General features: G+C 73.6%; 16 protein-coding genes and 1 tRNA gene. 8 read left to right on the top strand and 9 right to left on the bottom strand.

Annotated features, from left to right (window positions below; genetic code table 11):
* Positions 1 to 24 precede the first annotated feature (24 nt).
* The gene (locus tag ACFYUV_RS00435) at positions 25 to 474 is read right to left on the bottom strand and encodes a hypothetical protein (protein WP_387663473.1); all 450 of its coding nucleotides are present in this window, start codon (positions 472 to 474) and stop codon (positions 25 to 27) included.
* A 38-nt stretch (positions 475 to 512) separates the two neighbouring features.
* Between ACFYUV_RS00435 and ACFYUV_RS00430 the strand changes: the two genes are divergently transcribed.
* The gene (locus ACFYUV_RS00430; protein ID WP_358284086.1) at positions 513 to 1,127 is read left to right on the top strand and encodes a TetR family transcriptional regulator C-terminal domain-containing protein; all 615 of its coding nucleotides are present in this window, start codon (positions 513 to 515) and stop codon (positions 1,125 to 1,127) included.
* On the opposite strand, the gene ACFYUV_RS00425 is transcribed toward ACFYUV_RS00430, so the two are convergent.
* Positions 1,086 to 2,567 carry an FAD-dependent monooxygenase gene (locus tag ACFYUV_RS00425; RefSeq protein WP_387663471.1) on the bottom strand — a complete coding sequence of 494 codons (1,482 nt, stop codon included), beginning with the start codon at positions 2,565 to 2,567 and terminating at the stop codon, positions 1,086 to 1,088. The two genes, ACFYUV_RS00430 and ACFYUV_RS00425, sit on opposite strands and share 42 nt — an antisense overlap.
* Complete coding sequence (locus ACFYUV_RS00420; RefSeq protein WP_387663470.1) at positions 2,564 to 3,193, bottom strand: TetR/AcrR family transcriptional regulator; 630 nt, start codon at positions 3,191 to 3,193, stop codon at positions 2,564 to 2,566. Before ACFYUV_RS00420 ends, ACFYUV_RS00425 begins: the two co-directional genes overlap by 4 nt.
* A gap of 98 nt (positions 3,194 to 3,291) precedes the next feature.
* Between ACFYUV_RS00420 and ACFYUV_RS00415 the strand changes: the two genes are divergently transcribed.
* The 3 genes from ACFYUV_RS00415 to ACFYUV_RS00405 all read left to right on the top strand — a co-directional run bounded on the left by ACFYUV_RS00415 (position 3,292) and on the right by ACFYUV_RS00405 (position 5,263).
* Positions 3,292 to 3,867 carry a CGNR zinc finger domain-containing protein gene (locus tag ACFYUV_RS00415; RefSeq protein ID WP_387663468.1) on the top strand — a complete coding sequence of 192 codons (576 nt, stop codon included), beginning with the start codon at positions 3,292 to 3,294 and terminating at the stop codon, positions 3,865 to 3,867.
* Between the two features lie 88 nt (positions 3,868 to 3,955).
* Positions 3,956 to 4,399: a VOC family protein gene (locus ACFYUV_RS00410; protein ID WP_364329419.1), complete on the top strand. Its 444-nt coding sequence runs from the start codon at positions 3,956 to 3,958 to the stop codon at positions 4,397 to 4,399.
* A complete protein-coding gene (locus tag ACFYUV_RS00405; RefSeq protein WP_387663467.1) occupies positions 4,400 to 5,263 on the top strand; it encodes a pyridoxamine 5'-phosphate oxidase family protein in 864 nt (287 codons plus the stop codon).
* A gap of 15 nt (positions 5,264 to 5,278) precedes the next feature.
* Here ACFYUV_RS00405 and ACFYUV_RS00400 read toward each other — a convergent pair whose 3' ends face one another.
* Both ACFYUV_RS00400 and ACFYUV_RS00395 read right to left on the bottom strand, forming a co-directional pair.
* Entirely contained in the window at positions 5,279 to 5,692 is a 414-nt protein-coding gene (locus ACFYUV_RS00400; protein ID WP_387663465.1) for a hemerythrin domain-containing protein, read from the bottom strand.
* Positions 5,689 to 7,020: an MFS transporter gene (locus ACFYUV_RS00395; protein ID WP_387663463.1), complete on the bottom strand. Its 1,332-nt coding sequence runs from the start codon at positions 7,018 to 7,020 to the stop codon at positions 5,689 to 5,691. Before ACFYUV_RS00395 ends, ACFYUV_RS00400 begins: the two co-directional genes overlap by 4 nt.
* Positions 7,021 to 7,042: 22 nt before the next feature.
* Here ACFYUV_RS00395 and ACFYUV_RS00390 point away from each other — a divergent pair, with 22 nt between their 5' ends.
* Positions 7,043 to 7,705, top strand: a complete 663-nt coding sequence (locus tag ACFYUV_RS00390; protein ID WP_387663461.1) for a TetR/AcrR family transcriptional regulator — start codon at positions 7,043 to 7,045, stop codon at positions 7,703 to 7,705.
* A gap of 1 nt (position 7,706) precedes the next feature.
* Here the strand turns inward: ACFYUV_RS00390 and ACFYUV_RS00385 are convergent, their stop codons facing one another.
* Complete coding sequence (locus tag ACFYUV_RS00385; protein WP_387665256.1) at positions 7,707 to 8,654, bottom strand: helix-turn-helix domain-containing protein; 948 nt, start codon at positions 8,652 to 8,654, stop codon at positions 7,707 to 7,709.
* Between the two features lie 178 nt (positions 8,655 to 8,832).
* Between ACFYUV_RS00385 and ACFYUV_RS00380 the strand changes: the two genes are divergently transcribed.
* On the top strand, positions 8,833 to 9,852 hold the full coding sequence (locus ACFYUV_RS00380) for a 3-oxoacyl-[acyl-carrier-protein] synthase III C-terminal domain-containing protein (protein ID WP_358284061.1): 1,020 nt from the start codon (positions 8,833 to 8,835) through the stop codon (positions 9,850 to 9,852).
* Positions 9,853 to 10,124: 272 nt separating this feature from the next.
* Positions 10,125 to 11,615 carry a von Willebrand factor type A domain-containing protein gene (locus ACFYUV_RS00375; protein ID WP_387663459.1) on the top strand — a complete coding sequence of 497 codons (1,491 nt, stop codon included), beginning with the start codon at positions 10,125 to 10,127 and terminating at the stop codon, positions 11,613 to 11,615.
* A gap of 14 nt (positions 11,616 to 11,629) precedes the next feature.
* Here ACFYUV_RS00375 and ACFYUV_RS00370 read toward each other — a convergent pair whose 3' ends face one another.
* Positions 11,630 to 12,295 (bottom strand): tRNA-dependent cyclodipeptide synthase, encoded by a 666-nt coding sequence (locus ACFYUV_RS00370; RefSeq protein ID WP_358284056.1) that lies wholly within the window; start codon positions 12,293 to 12,295, stop codon positions 11,630 to 11,632.
* A 94-nt stretch (positions 12,296 to 12,389) separates the two neighbouring features.
* On the opposite strand from ACFYUV_RS00370, the gene ACFYUV_RS00365 reads away from it, so the two are divergent.
* Positions 12,390 to 12,462 (top strand) — tRNA-Ala (locus ACFYUV_RS00365).
* A gap of 29 nt (positions 12,463 to 12,491) precedes the next feature.
* Here the strand turns inward: ACFYUV_RS00365 and ACFYUV_RS00360 are convergent.
* Together ACFYUV_RS00360 and ACFYUV_RS00355 are read right to left on the bottom strand one after the other, a co-directional pair.
* Positions 12,492 to 12,896: a DUF3224 domain-containing protein gene (locus ACFYUV_RS00360; RefSeq protein WP_387663456.1), complete on the bottom strand. Its 405-nt coding sequence runs from the start codon at positions 12,894 to 12,896 to the stop codon at positions 12,492 to 12,494.
* A 36-nt stretch (positions 12,897 to 12,932) separates the two neighbouring features.
* A complete protein-coding gene (locus ACFYUV_RS00355) occupies positions 12,933 to 13,724 on the bottom strand; it encodes an LLM class flavin-dependent oxidoreductase (RefSeq protein WP_387663454.1) in 792 nt (263 codons plus the stop codon).
* Between the last annotated feature and the right edge of the window lie 91 nt (positions 13,725 to 13,815).

The raw sequence follows: 13,815 nt of genomic DNA, 5'->3' as shown, positions 1-13,815 counted from the left end.
ACAGAATGTTGTTCTGACCGCAGACTAACGCCTGAACGGCACGCCCGCCGTCCGCGACCTGGCGAGGATCACCAGGGCCTCGCCGAGCAGGCCGACGCCGATCGACAGCGGGATCGAGCGAACCTCCTCGTGCATGCCGGTGGCCAGCGCCAGCGCGCCCACGCCGAAGCTGATCGCGAACGTCACGACCCACACGACCAGCGTCCGCCAGGTGTAGCGCTGCCAGAGCACGCCCTCCTTGGGGAAGACCTGCGTGGTGGCCGCGCGCATTGCGCCGAAGGCGACGCCGATCAGGGCGGTGACCGCCAGCCACATGATGTCGAGCGCGGTGGGGCGCAGGTCGAGCAGGCCGTGGAGGCCGATGCCGATGAGGATGACCGGCGGCGCGTACACGTCCTTGGCGACGAGCGGCTGGCCGATCATGCGCCGGGCCACGGAGTAGACGACGAGTGCGGCGATTAGTAGCACGTCCATGCTAAATAAATTAGCAGGGCCGTGCTATAAAGGACAACATGCCGAAAGTCGTGGATCCCGAGGCCCGCCGCGACGAGGTGGCCGACGCCGTGTTCCGGGTCGTGCGCCGCGCCGGATTCGAGCAGGCGTCGCTGCGGAACGTGGCGGAGGAGGCCGGGCTCGCCATCGGCTCGGTCCGCCACTACTTCGCCGGGCACACCGAGCTGATGACCTTCGCGATGCGCGCCTCGATCGAGCGGATCAGCGCGCGTCTGGAGGAACGCGTCGGCCCGCTGCTCGCCGCGCGGAACGGCGAGGAGCGGGCCGAGCTGGTGGAGCAGATGTTGTCGGAGCTGCTGCCCCTGGACGAGCCGCGGCTGGAGGAGGCGGCGGTCTGGCTGGCCTTCACGACGGCCGCGCGCACCCGGCCGGAGCTGCGGCCGCAGGCCCGCGAGGCGTACGACGGCATGCGCCGCCTGGTCGGCCGGATCATCGAGGGCATCGCCGCGCACGGCCGCCTGGACGCCGACGTCGAGGTGGAGACCGAACGGCTGTGCGCGCTGATCGACGGGCTCACGGTCGAGGGCGTGCTGCACCCCGAGCGGATGACGCCCGGCCTGATGCGCCGCTGTCTACGCCGCCACCTCGACACCCTTGCCGAACCAGGTCTCTAGCGCCTGCGTCAGCGTCTCGTCCGGCGTGCCCGCCCAGGCCACGTAGCCGTCGGGGCGGACCAGCACGGCCTCGGCCGGGCACGACGGCACGGTGACCGTCTCGACCCGCTCGTGCCGCACGCGCAGCTCGCCGGTGCGGTCGAGCAGCAGCGGACGGGCCCGGGAGGCGGGCTCGGCGGGCAGATCGGCCAGGAACCGGCCGGCGAGGGGATGCCCGCTGCCGGGCGTCGGGTAGGGCAGGTCGGAGCCCGCCATGAGCGCCGCGACGCGCCGCCGGTTGGCGTCGTCGTCCAGCAGCTCGGCGAACAGCGTGCGCAGGGCGGTCACGTCGGGGCCCGGCGCGGCCAGGGCGAGCTGGGCGCTGGAGTGCAGGGCCACCCGCTCGGCGGCGGGCCTGCGCTCGGCGTCGTAGGTGTCGAGCAGCCCCTCGGGCGCCCAGCCCTGGAGCTCGGCGGCCAGCTTCCAGGCCAGGTTGGCGGCGTCCTGGAGGCCGAGGTTGAGCCCGGGGGCGCCCATGGCCGAGTGCACGTGGGCGGCGTCGCCGGCCACCAGGACGCGGCCCGCCCGGTAGCGGTCGGCCACCCGGGTCTCGCGGCCGTTCAGCCGCCGGAGCAGGTGGGGGCCCTCGCCGGTGGGCGGGGCGAGCGGCAGGTCGGCCCCGAGCACGCGGGCCAGGCTCGCACGCAGCTCGCCGATCGTCATCGGCACGTCGTCGCCGGGGACCTCGCCGCCCCACTCCATCGCGGTGACCGAGAGCTCGCCCGGCCCCGTGGGCAGCATCGCGTACGCGCCGCGCTCGGTCCGGTGCCAGGTGTAGAGCACGAACGCGCCGTGGCCGGGCACCTCCATCTCGGCCGTGCCGGGCCGCACGACCGCCCCCGGCACGGTGACGTGGGCCGTGCGGCTGACGACGTCGGGCGCGCTCACCCCCGGGAAGCCGATGCCGGCCCGCTTCCTGACCAGGCTGTGTGCGCCGTCGCAGCCCACCAGGTAGCGCGTCCGCAGCTCGAAGGGGCCTTCGGGGCCCGTCACCGCGAGCGTGACGCCCTCGGCGTCCTGCTCGAAGCCGGTCAGCTCGTGGCCGCGCCGGATCTGCCCGCCCAGCTCGGTGGCCCGCCGCTCGAACAGCTCCTCCAGCTCCGGCTGCCGGACGGGCAGCGCCCGCAGCGGGTTGCCGTCGAGCCCGGCCAGGTCGAGCGGCATGGCGCCGAAGACGAACGCGGGCACCGGCGCGGGCGCCGCGGCGAGCCCGCGCTGGTGCAGCAGGCCGACGACCTGGCCGATGATGCCGTTGGCCTTGGGCCGGCCGCTGCGGGCGGGCAGGCGTTCGAGCACGACGGGCCGGACTCCGGCCAGGCTGAGCTCGCAGGCCAGCATCAGGCCGTTGGGGCCGGCGCCGGCGATGACGACGTCCGCGACCGCGGCGTCTGTCGAGGTCATGGGGTCTCTCCTTCGGTTCTGGGGTGGGGGGCGGGCAGCCCCGCGGCCAGGCGGTGCAGCGCCTCGCGCAGCACCGGCACCAGCGGGACGGGCGGGTCGGAGCGCAGCCAGTGGCCGACGGCCACCTGCACGGCGGCGCTCACCGTGGCCGCCACCAGGTGCGGGTAGAGGTCTTCGTCCGGGTCGGTGCCCGTGCGCTCGGCCACGGCCGCGGCCAGCTCGCCGTCGGCCGCGAACTGCGCCTTCAGCGCCTCGGCGCGCAACGCCGGCTCCTCGGCCAGCAGCCTGGTGAGGGCCAGCCGGTCGGCGTCGGGCGGCCCCGGGCTGGTCAAGGCGTGTTCCCAGGGCTCGGCGACGGCCGCGATCAGCGCCTCCCACAGCGGCTCGGCCGCCGGGCGGGCGCGCAGGACGGCCACCGTCCGCCGGACGCGGTCGGTGTGGCGGGCGGCGAGGGCCTCGTACTTGCTGGAGAAGTAGTTGTTGAACGTGCGCGGCGACACGCCGACCAGCTCGGCGACGTCCTCCACCCGGACGTTCTCCAGCCCGCGCTCCAGGGCCAGCCGGAGCGCCGCGTCCATCAGCGCCTCACGGGTCGCCTGCTTCTTCCGTTCCCTCAAACCGGTCACTCTTTCAGAGTACGCATTTTTTCTGATCACGCAATCTTTCTGAATGAGCAATTCTTTACCTAACGGCCGCACGATCGAGCAGGCGTTAGATTGGAGAGATGTCCACCACGCTGACCATGGAGTTCGCCGGCACGGTCAGGGCCGACCGCTCCGGGCCCGTCGACCGGCTGCGCGACGCCGCCGCGATGACCGAATGGCTCCGTGAGCACGCGGCCGACCTGGACCTGCCGCCCGGCTTCACCGCCACGGAGGAGTTGCGCGAGCAGACCGTACGGCTGCGCCAGGCCGTCCGGGCGCTGCTGGCCAGGGCGATCGCCCCGGAGCCGCCGAGCGTCGCGGACGCGGCCACCCTGCCCGGTTTCGCCGAGTCGCTGTCCCTGGTCAACGCGACCGCCCTGGCCGCTCCCACGGCCCCGCAGCTGTCGTGGACCGGCGAGCCGGCGCTGACCATGGCCCCCGCGACCAAGGCGAACCCGTCCACGCGCCTGCGGGGGCGGCTCGCCGTCGCGGCCGTGGAGTTCCTGGCCGGCCCCGACCGCGTCCTGCTCCGCACCTGCGGGGCCCCGCGCTGCGTGCTCTATTTCGTCAAGGAGCACCCGCGCCAGGAGTGGTGCTCACCGGCGTGCGGCAACCGCGCGCGGGCGGCGCGGCACTACCGGGAACACAAGAAATAGCCCTCTCTAACGCCAACGACCCACTTTTGCCGTTATATTGATTTCTAACGGCCAATCAGTCGTGCAACCGTTAGACGAGGAGAGTCGCATGTCATTCCGGACCGGGCACGTCGGGCTCAACGTCACCGACCTCGACAGGTCGAAGGAGTTCTACGGCCGCGTCTTCGGCTTCACCGTCGCCCACGAGTCCGCCGAGGACGGCCGCCGCTACGCCCTCCTCGCCCAGGACGGGAAGCTCGTCGTCACGCTCTGGCAGCAGAGCGACGGCCGCTTCCCCACCGCCCTGCCCGGCCTGCACCACCTGTCCTTCCAGGTCGAGGACCTCGACGCGGTGCGCAGGGCCGAGCAGGTCATCAGGGAGATCGGCGCGAAGCTGCACCACGACGGCGTGGTCCCGCACGGCGAGGGCGCCTCCTCCGGCGGCGTGTTCTTCGAGGACCCCGACGGCATCCGGCTGGAGATCTCCGCCCCTGGCGCCGCGGGCGACCGTCCCGCTCCCACGGCCGGCGCTCCCACCTGCGGATTCTTCTAAATGAGACATCCGGGGGAGATCGCCGTCCAGGCCCGCGCCGGGGTGCGGACGCCGGGCGCGCTCGGCAGCTCGCGCACCCGTCCCGAGATCCCCGAGGTGGCCGCCGCGTTCCTGCGGGCCCAGCACCTGCTGGTCGCGGGCGCGGCCGACGACCTCGGCCAGGTGTGGGCCGACGTGCTGACCGGGCAGCCGGGGTTCGCCGACGCCGACGACGACCGCACGATCACCGTCCGCGCCCTGCCCGCGGCGCCGCTGCGCGGCCTGTTCACGGCGGAACGCGACATCGGGCTGCTGGCCATCGAGCCGCGCACCCGGCGCCGGATGCGCGTGAACGGCACCGCCGTCCAGGCGGGCGGCGGCCTGGTGATCTGGACGGAGCAGGTGTACGCCAACTGCCCCAAGTACATCCAGGCGCGCGAGCCCACCGCCGCGCCCGGCGTCCCGGAGGTCGTCGGCGGCGGGACGCGGCTCGCGCCGGGCCACGTCGAGTGGATCGAGCGGGCCGACACGTTCTTCATCGCCACCCGCGCCGCGGGGCTGGGGGCCGACGTCTCCCACCGGGGCGGCAACCCGGGGTTCGTCCGGGTGAGCGGGCCGGGGTCGCTGGAGTTCCCGGACTACGTCGGCAACTCGATGTACATGACGCTCGGCAACCTGGAGCTCGACCCGGCCGCCGGGCTGCTGTTCGTCGACTGGGACGCCGGCCGGACCCTTCACCTGACCGGCCGGGCGGAGGTGGACTGGGCCGCGGAGCAACGGTCGGTGCGGTTCGAGCTGACCGCGTACACGGAGGTGGACGGCACGGTCGGGGCGGGCTGGACCCCGCCGGAACTCCACCGCTTCAACCCGCCCGTCACCCGCTGACGACGGGCGGCGGGCTCAGAGGTTCTCGGGCATCGAGGTCATGCCGTTCAGCAGCGGGACGAGCTGTTCCTCCTCGTAGTCCAGGTGGGCCTCCAGCTCGGCGGCCAGCCGGTCGAGCTCGTCGCCCGCGCTCGCGTCCGTGCCGGCCAGGTCGCGGACGCGGGCCACCAGCCGGGCCACCACGCGGTGCTCGGCGCCCAGCCGGGCCAGGACGTCGGCCAGCTCGGGACGCTCGGCGGCCAGGTGCGGGAACAGCACCGCGTCCTCGCCCTCGTGGTGGGCGTGCAGGGCGGCGCAGAAGGCCAGGCAGTGCGTGCGCAGGTCGAACCCCTCGCCGCCGGCCCGCAGACGTGCCAGCTCCCGCCGGAAGCCGTCGTGCAGCTTCACCAGTTCGTCGCCCCACGCGATCAGGCGCTGTTCCGCGCTCATGCCCACGCCACCGCCCTCGCCCGGTGGACGGCCGCGAACACGGCGGCCAGCAGGGCGGCCCCGGCGGCGACGCCGAAGCTCCAGCCCGCTCCCCCGGCGGCCGACACGGCCGCGCCGACGGCTCCGGCCAGGCTGCTGCCCACGACCCTGACCAGCGCGTTCACGCCTCCGGCCGCGGCGGTCTTGGCCGGTTCGACGTGCTCGACGGCCATCGTGCCGAGCGCCGCGTACACCAGGCCGACGCCGAGGCCCAGGACGGCGGCGGCCCCGTACAGGTCGGCGGCGGTGTCGCGGAAGACCACCAGCCACACCGCGGCGGCGGTGACCAGCGCGGAGCCGCCGGAGACCAGCGCCGCGGCCGGGAAGCGCCGCATCAGCGGCCCGGCCAGCATCGAGACGGCGAGCATCAGCACCGTGGTCGGCAGCAGGTACAGCCCCACCTGCAGCACCGAGGCCCCGAGGTTGCCCTGGGCGACCGCCGACAGCGTGGTGATCGCCCCGAACAGCGCGAACCCGATGAGGAACGAGGCCACCGTGGCCCCCACCGTGCCCCGGTGCAGCAGCATGGGGATCTCGATCAGCGGCGCGGCGGTGCGCCGGGCCGTGACCACCCACGCCACCGCGAGCACGACCGCCCCCGCGAGCAGGCCCAACGTCGGCGGCGACGTCCAGCCCCAGGCGCCGCCCTTGCTGATCGCGAGCAGCAGGCAGACCAGCCAGCCGGCGACGAGCACGGCCCCCACCAGGTCGGGACGCCCCGCCCGCCCGGCCGGCACGGCCTCCCGCACCAGCGCCGCCACCAGCACGAAGCTCAGCGCGCCCAGCGCCGCCAGGATCCAGAACATGGCCCGGTGGTCGCCGCCGACCAGCCCGGCCAGGATCATGCCGCCGCCGCTGCCCACGCCGATCGTGGCGCTCAGCACGCCGATCGCCGTGGCCAGCCGGTGGGCGGGGACCGCCTGCCTGGCCAGCCCCATGGCCAGCGGGAGCAGCGCGGCGGACACGCCCTGGAGCACCCGTCCGGCGACGACCGCGCCGAGCGCGCCGGACAGCGCGGCGACCGCCGCACCTGCGACGAGCAGGGCGAGCGCGGACAGGGCGACCGGGCGGCGGCCGTACATGTCGCCGAGCCGGGACAGCAGCGGGATCGCGACCGCGCCGGACAGCAGGCCGGCGGTGAGCGTCCAGGAGACGGAGGTGGGTGACGCGCCGAACTGCCTCTGGAGCAGCGGGAGCATCGGGACGACGACGGTCATCTGGAGTGACCCGACGGCGACCGCGAACGCCAGGACCACCACCGCCGTCCAGGGAGATGTCTTTTTATACATGTATAGAAAGTAACATGACGGCATGCCCGCACGCACTGGAAGGCCGCCCCGGATCTCGCGGGCGGACATCGTGGCAGCGGCGCACCGGGTCATCGAGGCCGACGGCGTCGGCGGGCTGACCATGCGCAGGCTGGCCAAGGAGGTCGGCAGCACGCCGATGGCGCTCTACCACCACGTCCGCGACAAGGAGGAGCTGCTGCTGCTCCTGCTCGACGAGTACGCGGCCGGGCTGCCGCGCCCCGACCTGCCCGCCGACCCGCGCGAACGGGTGGTCGCGGTGGCCCTGGCCATGCGCGACGCGGTGGCCGGCTGCCCCTGGGCGGTGGACGTGCTGCGCGCCGACGACCTGCTCGCGGTCGGCGCGCTGTGGTACCCGGAGAAGATCATCGACGCGGCCCTCGGCGCGGGCCTGACGGCCGAGCGCGCCGTGCACCTCTACCGGATCATCTGGCACTACACGGCGGGCGAGATCGCCGTCCGCGCGGCGGCCGGGCGCAGGCGCGAGGAGGGCGGGCCGACCTACCGCGACCAGGTCTTCGCCGGCCTCGACCCGGCCGCCCTGCCCCGCCTGGCCGAACTGGGCGGCCGCTGGGCCGAGCTCACCGCCGAGGACACCTACGAGCTGGGGTTGCGCGCGCTGGTGGACGGCCTTCTCCCCCGCCCCGGCCAGACGGCGACGGGTTGAGTCAGGGGCCGAAGGCGCGGCGGTAGGCGGAGGGCGAGGTGTGCATCGCGCGGGTGAAGTGGTGGCGGAACGTCGCCGGGCTCTCGAACCCGACCGCCGCCCCGATCTCCTCCACCGGCACCGCCGTCGTCTCCAGCATCGGCAGGCTCGCCGCCACCCGCTGCGAGATCACCCACCGCAGCGGGCTGGTCCCGGTCTGCCGCTTGAAGTGCCTGATGAACGAGCGTTGCGACATGTGCGCCACCGCGGCCAGGTCCGCCACGCCGATCGGCTCGGCCAGGTGGTCGAGCGCCCACCCCATCGCCCTGGCCACGCCGCCGTCGTCGGCCACGGGCGTGACGGCGGCCTCGATGAACTGGGCCTGACCGCCCTCCCGGTGCGGCGGGACGACCAGGCGGCGGGCGACCGCGTTGGCCACGTTCGGCCCGTGGTCGTTGCGTACCAGGTGGACGAGCAGGTCGAGGCCGGCGGCGCTGCCCGCGCTGGTCAGCACGTCGCCGCCGTCCACGTACAGGACCGAGGGGTTGACGCGGACGGCGGGGAAGCGCCGCTGGAGCAGGTCGGCGTACCTCCAGTGGGTGGTGGCCTCGCGGCCGTCCAGGAGGCCGGCGGCGGCCAGCGCGAACGCGCCGGAGCAGATCGACACCATCCGGGCGCCCCGGCCGTGGGCCAGGCGCAGCGCCTCGACCAGCTCGCCCGAGACCTCGCCCCGGACGTCGGCCACGCCGGGCACGATCACCGTCCCGGCCCCCGCCAAGACGTCGAGCCCGTGCGCGGCCTGCATGGTGAACCCGCCGACCACGCGCAGCGGCTCGGCGGTCTCGGCGCACACCTTGAGGTCGTACCAGGGGACGTCCAGCTCGGGCCGGGGCAGCCCGAAGAACTCCACGACGCACCCCAGCTCGAACGGCGCCATCCCGTCGAAGGCCAGCACGGCGACCGTGGGCAACCGGGCGGGAACCGACAGCGGAACCGGAGGCGGAACCGGCGGCCGGGCGGGGGCCGGAAGCGGGGCGGCGGAGGTCGAGGGCGGTCGGCCGGAGGTCGGAAGCGGCACATACGCATATTAACCGCCCATATCCGGCGCCAGCAGGTTAGCGCTCCGCTCCCTGCGGCAGGAGTGATATATGCATATTTCGGGGGTAGAGACCGTTTTCCCCGATCACCGCTACGAGCAGGCGGAGATCACCGAAGCGTTCTCCCGTCTGACGGACTGCGACGAGGAGTTGCTGCGGCGCTTCCACGCGGCCACCGGCGTCGTGGGCCGCAACCTCGCACTCCCGCTGGACGGCTACACCAAGCTCGACTCCTTCGCCCGCGCCAACGCCATGTACGTCGAGATCGCCCTCGACCTGGGCGAACAGGCCGTCCGAGGCGCCCTCGAAAAGGCCGACGTGCCGCCGGGGAAGATCGACCACCTGCTGTTCTGCTCGACCACCGGCCTGGCCACGCCCTCGCTGGACGCCAGGCTCGCCCAGCGCCTCGGGCTGCGCGGCGACGTCAAGCGGGTGCCCGTGTTCGGCCTCGGCTGCGCCGCCGGGGCCTCGGGCCTGTCGCGCCTGCACGACTATCTGCGCGGCTGGCCGGACCACGCCGCCGTGCTGGTCTGCGTGGAGCTGTGCTCGCTGACCATCCAGCGCGACGACTCCTCGATCGCCAACATGATCGCCAGCGGCCTGTTCGGGGACGGCGCGGCGGCCGTCGTGGCCACCGGGCGCGGCCGGGGCCCCGAGGTCGTCGCCACCCGCAGCAGGCTCTACCCCGACACCGAGCACCTGATGGGATGGGAGGTGGGCGACCACGGCTTCCACATCGTGCTCGACGCCGACCTCACCCACTTCGTGGACCAGGTGCTGGCCGACGACATCAGGGCCTTCCTGGCCGACTACGGCCTGACCCCCGACCAGGTGCCGACGTGGATCTGCCACCCCGGCGGCCCCAAGGTCATCGACAAGATCGTGCAGAGCCTCGACCTCGATCCCAGGGCCCTGGACGTGACCTGGCGGTCGCTGCGGACGTACGGGAACCTGTCGTCGGTCTCGGTGCTCCACGTGCTCCAGGAGACCCGCGGGCACCCCGGGCGCCCCGCCGTCCTGATGGCCCTGGGGCCCGGCTTCTCCGCCGAACTGCTCCTGCTGCACTGGTGACGCGACCGGCCGACGACCGGCCCGACAACCAGGCGACAACCGGGCGACGGGCGGGGCGAAGGCCGATAACGACCGGGCGACGGCCGGTAACGGCGGGGCGACGGCGGCCTCCTCCAGGCCCGCGCGACCGTCCGCGGCGCACATCCCCGCCCACCTCATCGATCCGGATCTGTCACAACTGATCACGTGACGATCGCGGTTTGTGCTCGCTTGCGTCTCCGGCCCGGCCGCTGCCACACGGATCTCCGTCATAGGACGCGGAGGTGGTTGTGATGAGATGTCGCCCCTTAGCCGTTCGTCCCCTGGCCGTCAGCGTCGGGCTCGCCGCGCTTCTCGGACTCGCCGCGTGCGGCGGCTCCGGCGGATCGTCCACCGGCAGCGCCGCGCGGGCCCCCCTGTCCGACACACAGCGTCAACCCGCGCCGAGCGCGTCCCCGGCCGGCACCCAGGAATCCGAGCAGGACACGACCAAGGCGCAGATCTCCACCTTCGCCCTGGACGTGGACACCGCCTCGTACGGCTACGCCCGCCGTACGCTCCAGGAAGGGCGCTGGCCCGCGCCCGGCGAGATCCGCCCCGAGGAGTGGGTCAACGCCTTCGGGCAGGACTACGCGCAGCCCTCCGACGACGGCTTCGCCGTGCACGTGGACGGCGCCCGGCTGCCCGGCCGCGACGAGGCCGTGCTCCGCGTGGGCCTGCAGACCCGCGCCTCCGACTCGGCCGCGCGCCGCCCGGCCAACCTCACGTTCGTGGTCGACGTCTCCGGCTCGATGGCCGAGACCGGCCGCCTCGACCTGGTCAAGTCGGCCCTGCACAAGCTGCTCGACCAGCTCGCGCCCGGCGACCAGGTGTCGCTCGTGGCGTTCAGCGACGAGGCGGAGGTGCTGGCCTCCATGACGCCGCTCACCGCCAGGAGCCAGCTCCACGCCGCGGTGGACGAGCTGGACACCGCCGGCGGCACGAACCTGCAGAGCGGCGTCCTGGCCGGGTACCGGGAGGCGTCGCAGGCGTTCCGGGCCGCCGCCACGAACCGGGTCGTCCTGCTCTCCGACGGCCTGGCCAACCAGGGCGACACCGAGTGGCGGTCCATCGTGGAGCAGGTCAAGGAGTACGCGGGCAAGCAGGTCACGCTGCTCACCGTCGGCGTCGGCCGCGACTACGGCGACGAGCTGATGGAGCAGCTGGCCGACAACGGCGACGGCATGGCCGTCTACGTGGACTCCGAGCAGGAGGCCGAGAAGGTCTTCACCACCCAGCTCCCGGCCACCATCGAGGTACGGGCCCGCGACGCCAAGGCGCAGGTCGTCTTCAACCCCTCGGTCGTCGAGAGCTACCAGCTCATCGGCTACGAGAACCGCGCGATGTCGGCCGAGGAGTTCCGTGACGACAGCCGCGACGGCGGCGAGATCGGCCCCGGCCACTCGGTCACGGCCCTGTACGCCCTGCACCTCAAGCCGGGCGCGCGGGGCCAGCTCGCCCAGGCGACCGTGCGCTGGCAGGACCCCGACACCCGGGCGGCCTCCGAGGCCGGCAAGTCGCTGCGGGCCGACGAGCTGAACGCCTCGATCTGGACCGGTACGCCGGTCCGGCTGCAGGTGGACGTGGTGGTCGCGGCCTTCGCGGTCTACCTGCGCGACAGGAAGGCGTTCGGCCTGGACCTGCCGGCGCTGCGCGAGCACGCCGGGCGCCTGGCGCGGACCTCGGAGGACCCGATGGTCGCCGAGCTGGTCACCCTGATCGACAAGGCCCGCTCGGTCGGCTGACCGCCGACCGGGAGTCAGGCGGGGTCGGGGGCCGGCCGGGAGGCGACGAAGCCCTGGTGGGGCGAGCGCGAGACGGGCAGTGTGCCCGCGTAGAGCTCCCCCACCAGCGGCATGGGCTCGGGGTGGCAGAACACCGACGAGCCCGTGCGCAGGATCGCCGGGCTGTTCAGCACCAGCGGCAGCCCGGCCAGCAGGAACGGCAGCGCGTTCGCGGCCTGCTCGGGGGTGAGCTCCTGGCCGCCGACGCTCGGCAGCACCGCCGCCACGCACCGGGCGCGGAACGCGGCGTCCTTGGCGGCCAGCCGCTCCAGCTCCCGCCGGGAGCGCCGGTAGGCGCGGTTGCCGGCCAGCTCGTTCCAGTCGAAGACGGTGGCGTTGGCCGCGCCCATGCCTTCGAGCACCCGGATCACCCGGTTGCGCGTGTTGTTGGCCGCCGACCGCGCCTTGATCAGCGCCGCCCCGGACGGCAGCCCGCGCGCGACCAGCGTGCCGGCCAGCTCGACGCCCGGCACGAGCACGTGCACACCGGTGAACGTGCGGGTCGCCCACTCCAGCAGGCTGCGGATGGCCCGCAGGGTGAAGAACCCGTTGAACGCGCTGACCTCGACGACGGCATGCTCACGAGCGGCGAGGATCTTCGCGCACCGCGGGGTCAACGGGACGGCCTGCACGCTGGACATGGCACGGAGAGTAGCAAGATTTGACTCAGCGTATGCCTGGTACGCGCATGTGTGTGGCGGGTCCCGGAGTCCGATACACTTGTGACCGCAGCAAGGGGCTATGGCGCAGTTGGTAGCGCGCCTCCATGGCATGGAGGAGGTCTGGGGTTCGAATCCCCATAGCTCCACCCCTCATCCACCCGGGTGTTCGCCCGGGTCACTTCCTCTCCCGCAGCTCGTAGTCCAGGGTGTAGGAGTGCGAGCCGTCCGGGGCGATGATGATGTTCATCCGTCCCGTGATGCCGGTCAGCTCGCCGACGCCCGAGTCGGGCACGATCGTGATGGTGAGCGACTGGCCTCCGCGGTCGCTCAGCGCCTGGTGCGCCACGACGAAGCCGCCCTTCCGGCCCTCCAAGGTGCCTTCGATGCGTTCCAGCGCCACGTAGGCGCGCGAGTCCTCCACCGGGGTCGAGGCCACCATCAGATGGACGACGCTCGTCCCGGTCAGGTCGCCGTGGAAGGTCTTGGTCATGCTGACGAGGCCGAGCGCGACGCCGTCGCGGTCGTCGAAGGGCGGCTTGGCGTCCCAGCCGGCGGTGTCGAAGGTTCCCTGTGCGGTCATGGGAGACATCCTGCCGGTCTTACCTGTCAGTTTCCGTCAGGTACCGGCCAGACGTTCCACGACGGGCGCGAAGGCGTCGATGAACTGGGCGTTCACCGTCACGTACGAGATCCCGAGCCGGTCCCTGCGCCGCCGCAGGACGTCGGCCATCTCGTCGGGGGTGCCGGTGAGCAGGCCGGTGGCCTCGGGGCCGAGCGGGCCGAAGCGGCCGGCCAGCCAGGCGGGCGGCTCGCCGCCGGCGGCCACCAGGTTCATGCCGAGCTCCAGGTCGTGGAAGCGGTCGCCGGCCAGCTCGTACAGCTCGTCCAGCTTGGCGGCGACCTGGTCCTCGGTGTGCTGCGGCGGCACGCCGAGCGCCACCGTGTCGGCCGTGCGCGCGGCCAGCCCCAGCACGCGCGCGCCCGTCGCGGCGACCAGGATCGGCACGTCCTTGACCGCGTCGATCGTCGCGGCCAGGCGTGCCACGCGCTCGGCCGGGGTGCCGAACGGCACGCCGAGCGCCGCCGCGTCCTGCTCGGCGCCCGGACGGCCGGCGCCCAGCCCCAGCTCGAAGCGTCCGCCGGTGAGGGTGTGCAGGGTGGCGGTCTCCCAGGCGACGGTCTCGGGCGTGCGGTACGGGGCGCTGATCACGTACGTGCCGACGCGCAACGTCGTGGTGACGGCGGCGGCCGCGGCCGCGGCGGCGAACGGCGACAGCGTCCCGAGCGTGTCGGGGACGAGCAGGGTGGCGAAGCCCAGGCTCTCGACCCTGCGGGCCAGCCCGGTCCAGGCCTGCGCGGTGGGGGCGTAACCGGCGACGGCCCCGAATCTGAACGGGTGATCGGTCATGCGCTCCACGATGCCGCGACGACCCGGCCGGCACATCGTCCGCCGGACCGGTGGCCCGCTACGACGGCGGGCGCATGCCCGGCGCGGGCCG

Source organism: Nonomuraea sp. NPDC003560, from assembly GCF_042878785.1.
In the GTDB taxonomy this organism is placed as follows: domain Bacteria; phylum Actinomycetota; class Actinomycetes; order Streptosporangiales; family Streptosporangiaceae; genus Nonomuraea.
Note: the sequence above shows the minus strand (reverse complement) of the source record. Positions and strands in the feature narration are given on the sequence as shown.

What these genes read in the sequence shown, in the direction of transcription:
- ACFYUV_RS00435 (WP_387663473.1), bottom strand. Translation starts at nt 474, where the DNA reads ATGGACGTGCTACTAATCGCCGCACTCGTCGTCTACTCCGTGGCCCGG.
- ACFYUV_RS00430 (WP_358284086.1), top strand. Translation starts at nt 513, where the DNA reads ATGCCGAAAGTCGTGGATCCCGAGGCCCGCCGCGACGAGGTGGCCGAC.
- ACFYUV_RS00425 (WP_387663471.1), bottom strand. Translation starts at nt 2,567, where the DNA reads ATGACCTCGACAGACGCCGCGGTCGCGGACGTCGTCATCGCCGGCGCC.
- ACFYUV_RS00415 (WP_387663468.1), top strand. Translation starts at nt 3,292, where the DNA reads ATGTCCACCACGCTGACCATGGAGTTCGCCGGCACGGTCAGGGCCGAC.
- ACFYUV_RS00410 (WP_364329419.1), top strand. Translation starts at nt 3,956, where the DNA reads ATGTCATTCCGGACCGGGCACGTCGGGCTCAACGTCACCGACCTCGAC.
- ACFYUV_RS00405 (WP_387663467.1), top strand. Translation starts at nt 4,400, where the DNA reads ATGAGACATCCGGGGGAGATCGCCGTCCAGGCCCGCGCCGGGGTGCGG.
- ACFYUV_RS00400 (WP_387663465.1), bottom strand. Translation starts at nt 5,692, where the DNA reads ATGAGCGCGGAACAGCGCCTGATCGCGTGGGGCGACGAACTGGTGAAG.
- ACFYUV_RS00395 (WP_387663463.1), bottom strand. Translation starts at nt 7,020, where the DNA reads ATGTATAAAAAGACATCTCCCTGGACGGCGGTGGTGGTCCTGGCGTTC.
- ACFYUV_RS00390 (WP_387663461.1), top strand. Translation starts at nt 7,043, where the DNA reads ATGCCCGCACGCACTGGAAGGCCGCCCCGGATCTCGCGGGCGGACATC.
- ACFYUV_RS00380 (WP_358284061.1), top strand. Translation starts at nt 8,833, where the DNA reads ATGCATATTTCGGGGGTAGAGACCGTTTTCCCCGATCACCGCTACGAG.
- ACFYUV_RS00375 (WP_387663459.1), top strand. Translation starts at nt 10,125, where the DNA reads ATGAGATGTCGCCCCTTAGCCGTTCGTCCCCTGGCCGTCAGCGTCGGG.
- ACFYUV_RS00370 (WP_358284056.1), bottom strand. Translation starts at nt 12,295, where the DNA reads ATGTCCAGCGTGCAGGCCGTCCCGTTGACCCCGCGGTGCGCGAAGATC.
- ACFYUV_RS00360 (WP_387663456.1), bottom strand. Translation starts at nt 12,896, where the DNA reads ATGACCGCACAGGGAACCTTCGACACCGCCGGCTGGGACGCCAAGCCG.
- ACFYUV_RS00355 (WP_387663454.1), bottom strand. Translation starts at nt 13,724, where the DNA reads ATGACCGATCACCCGTTCAGATTCGGGGCCGTCGCCGGTTACGCCCCC.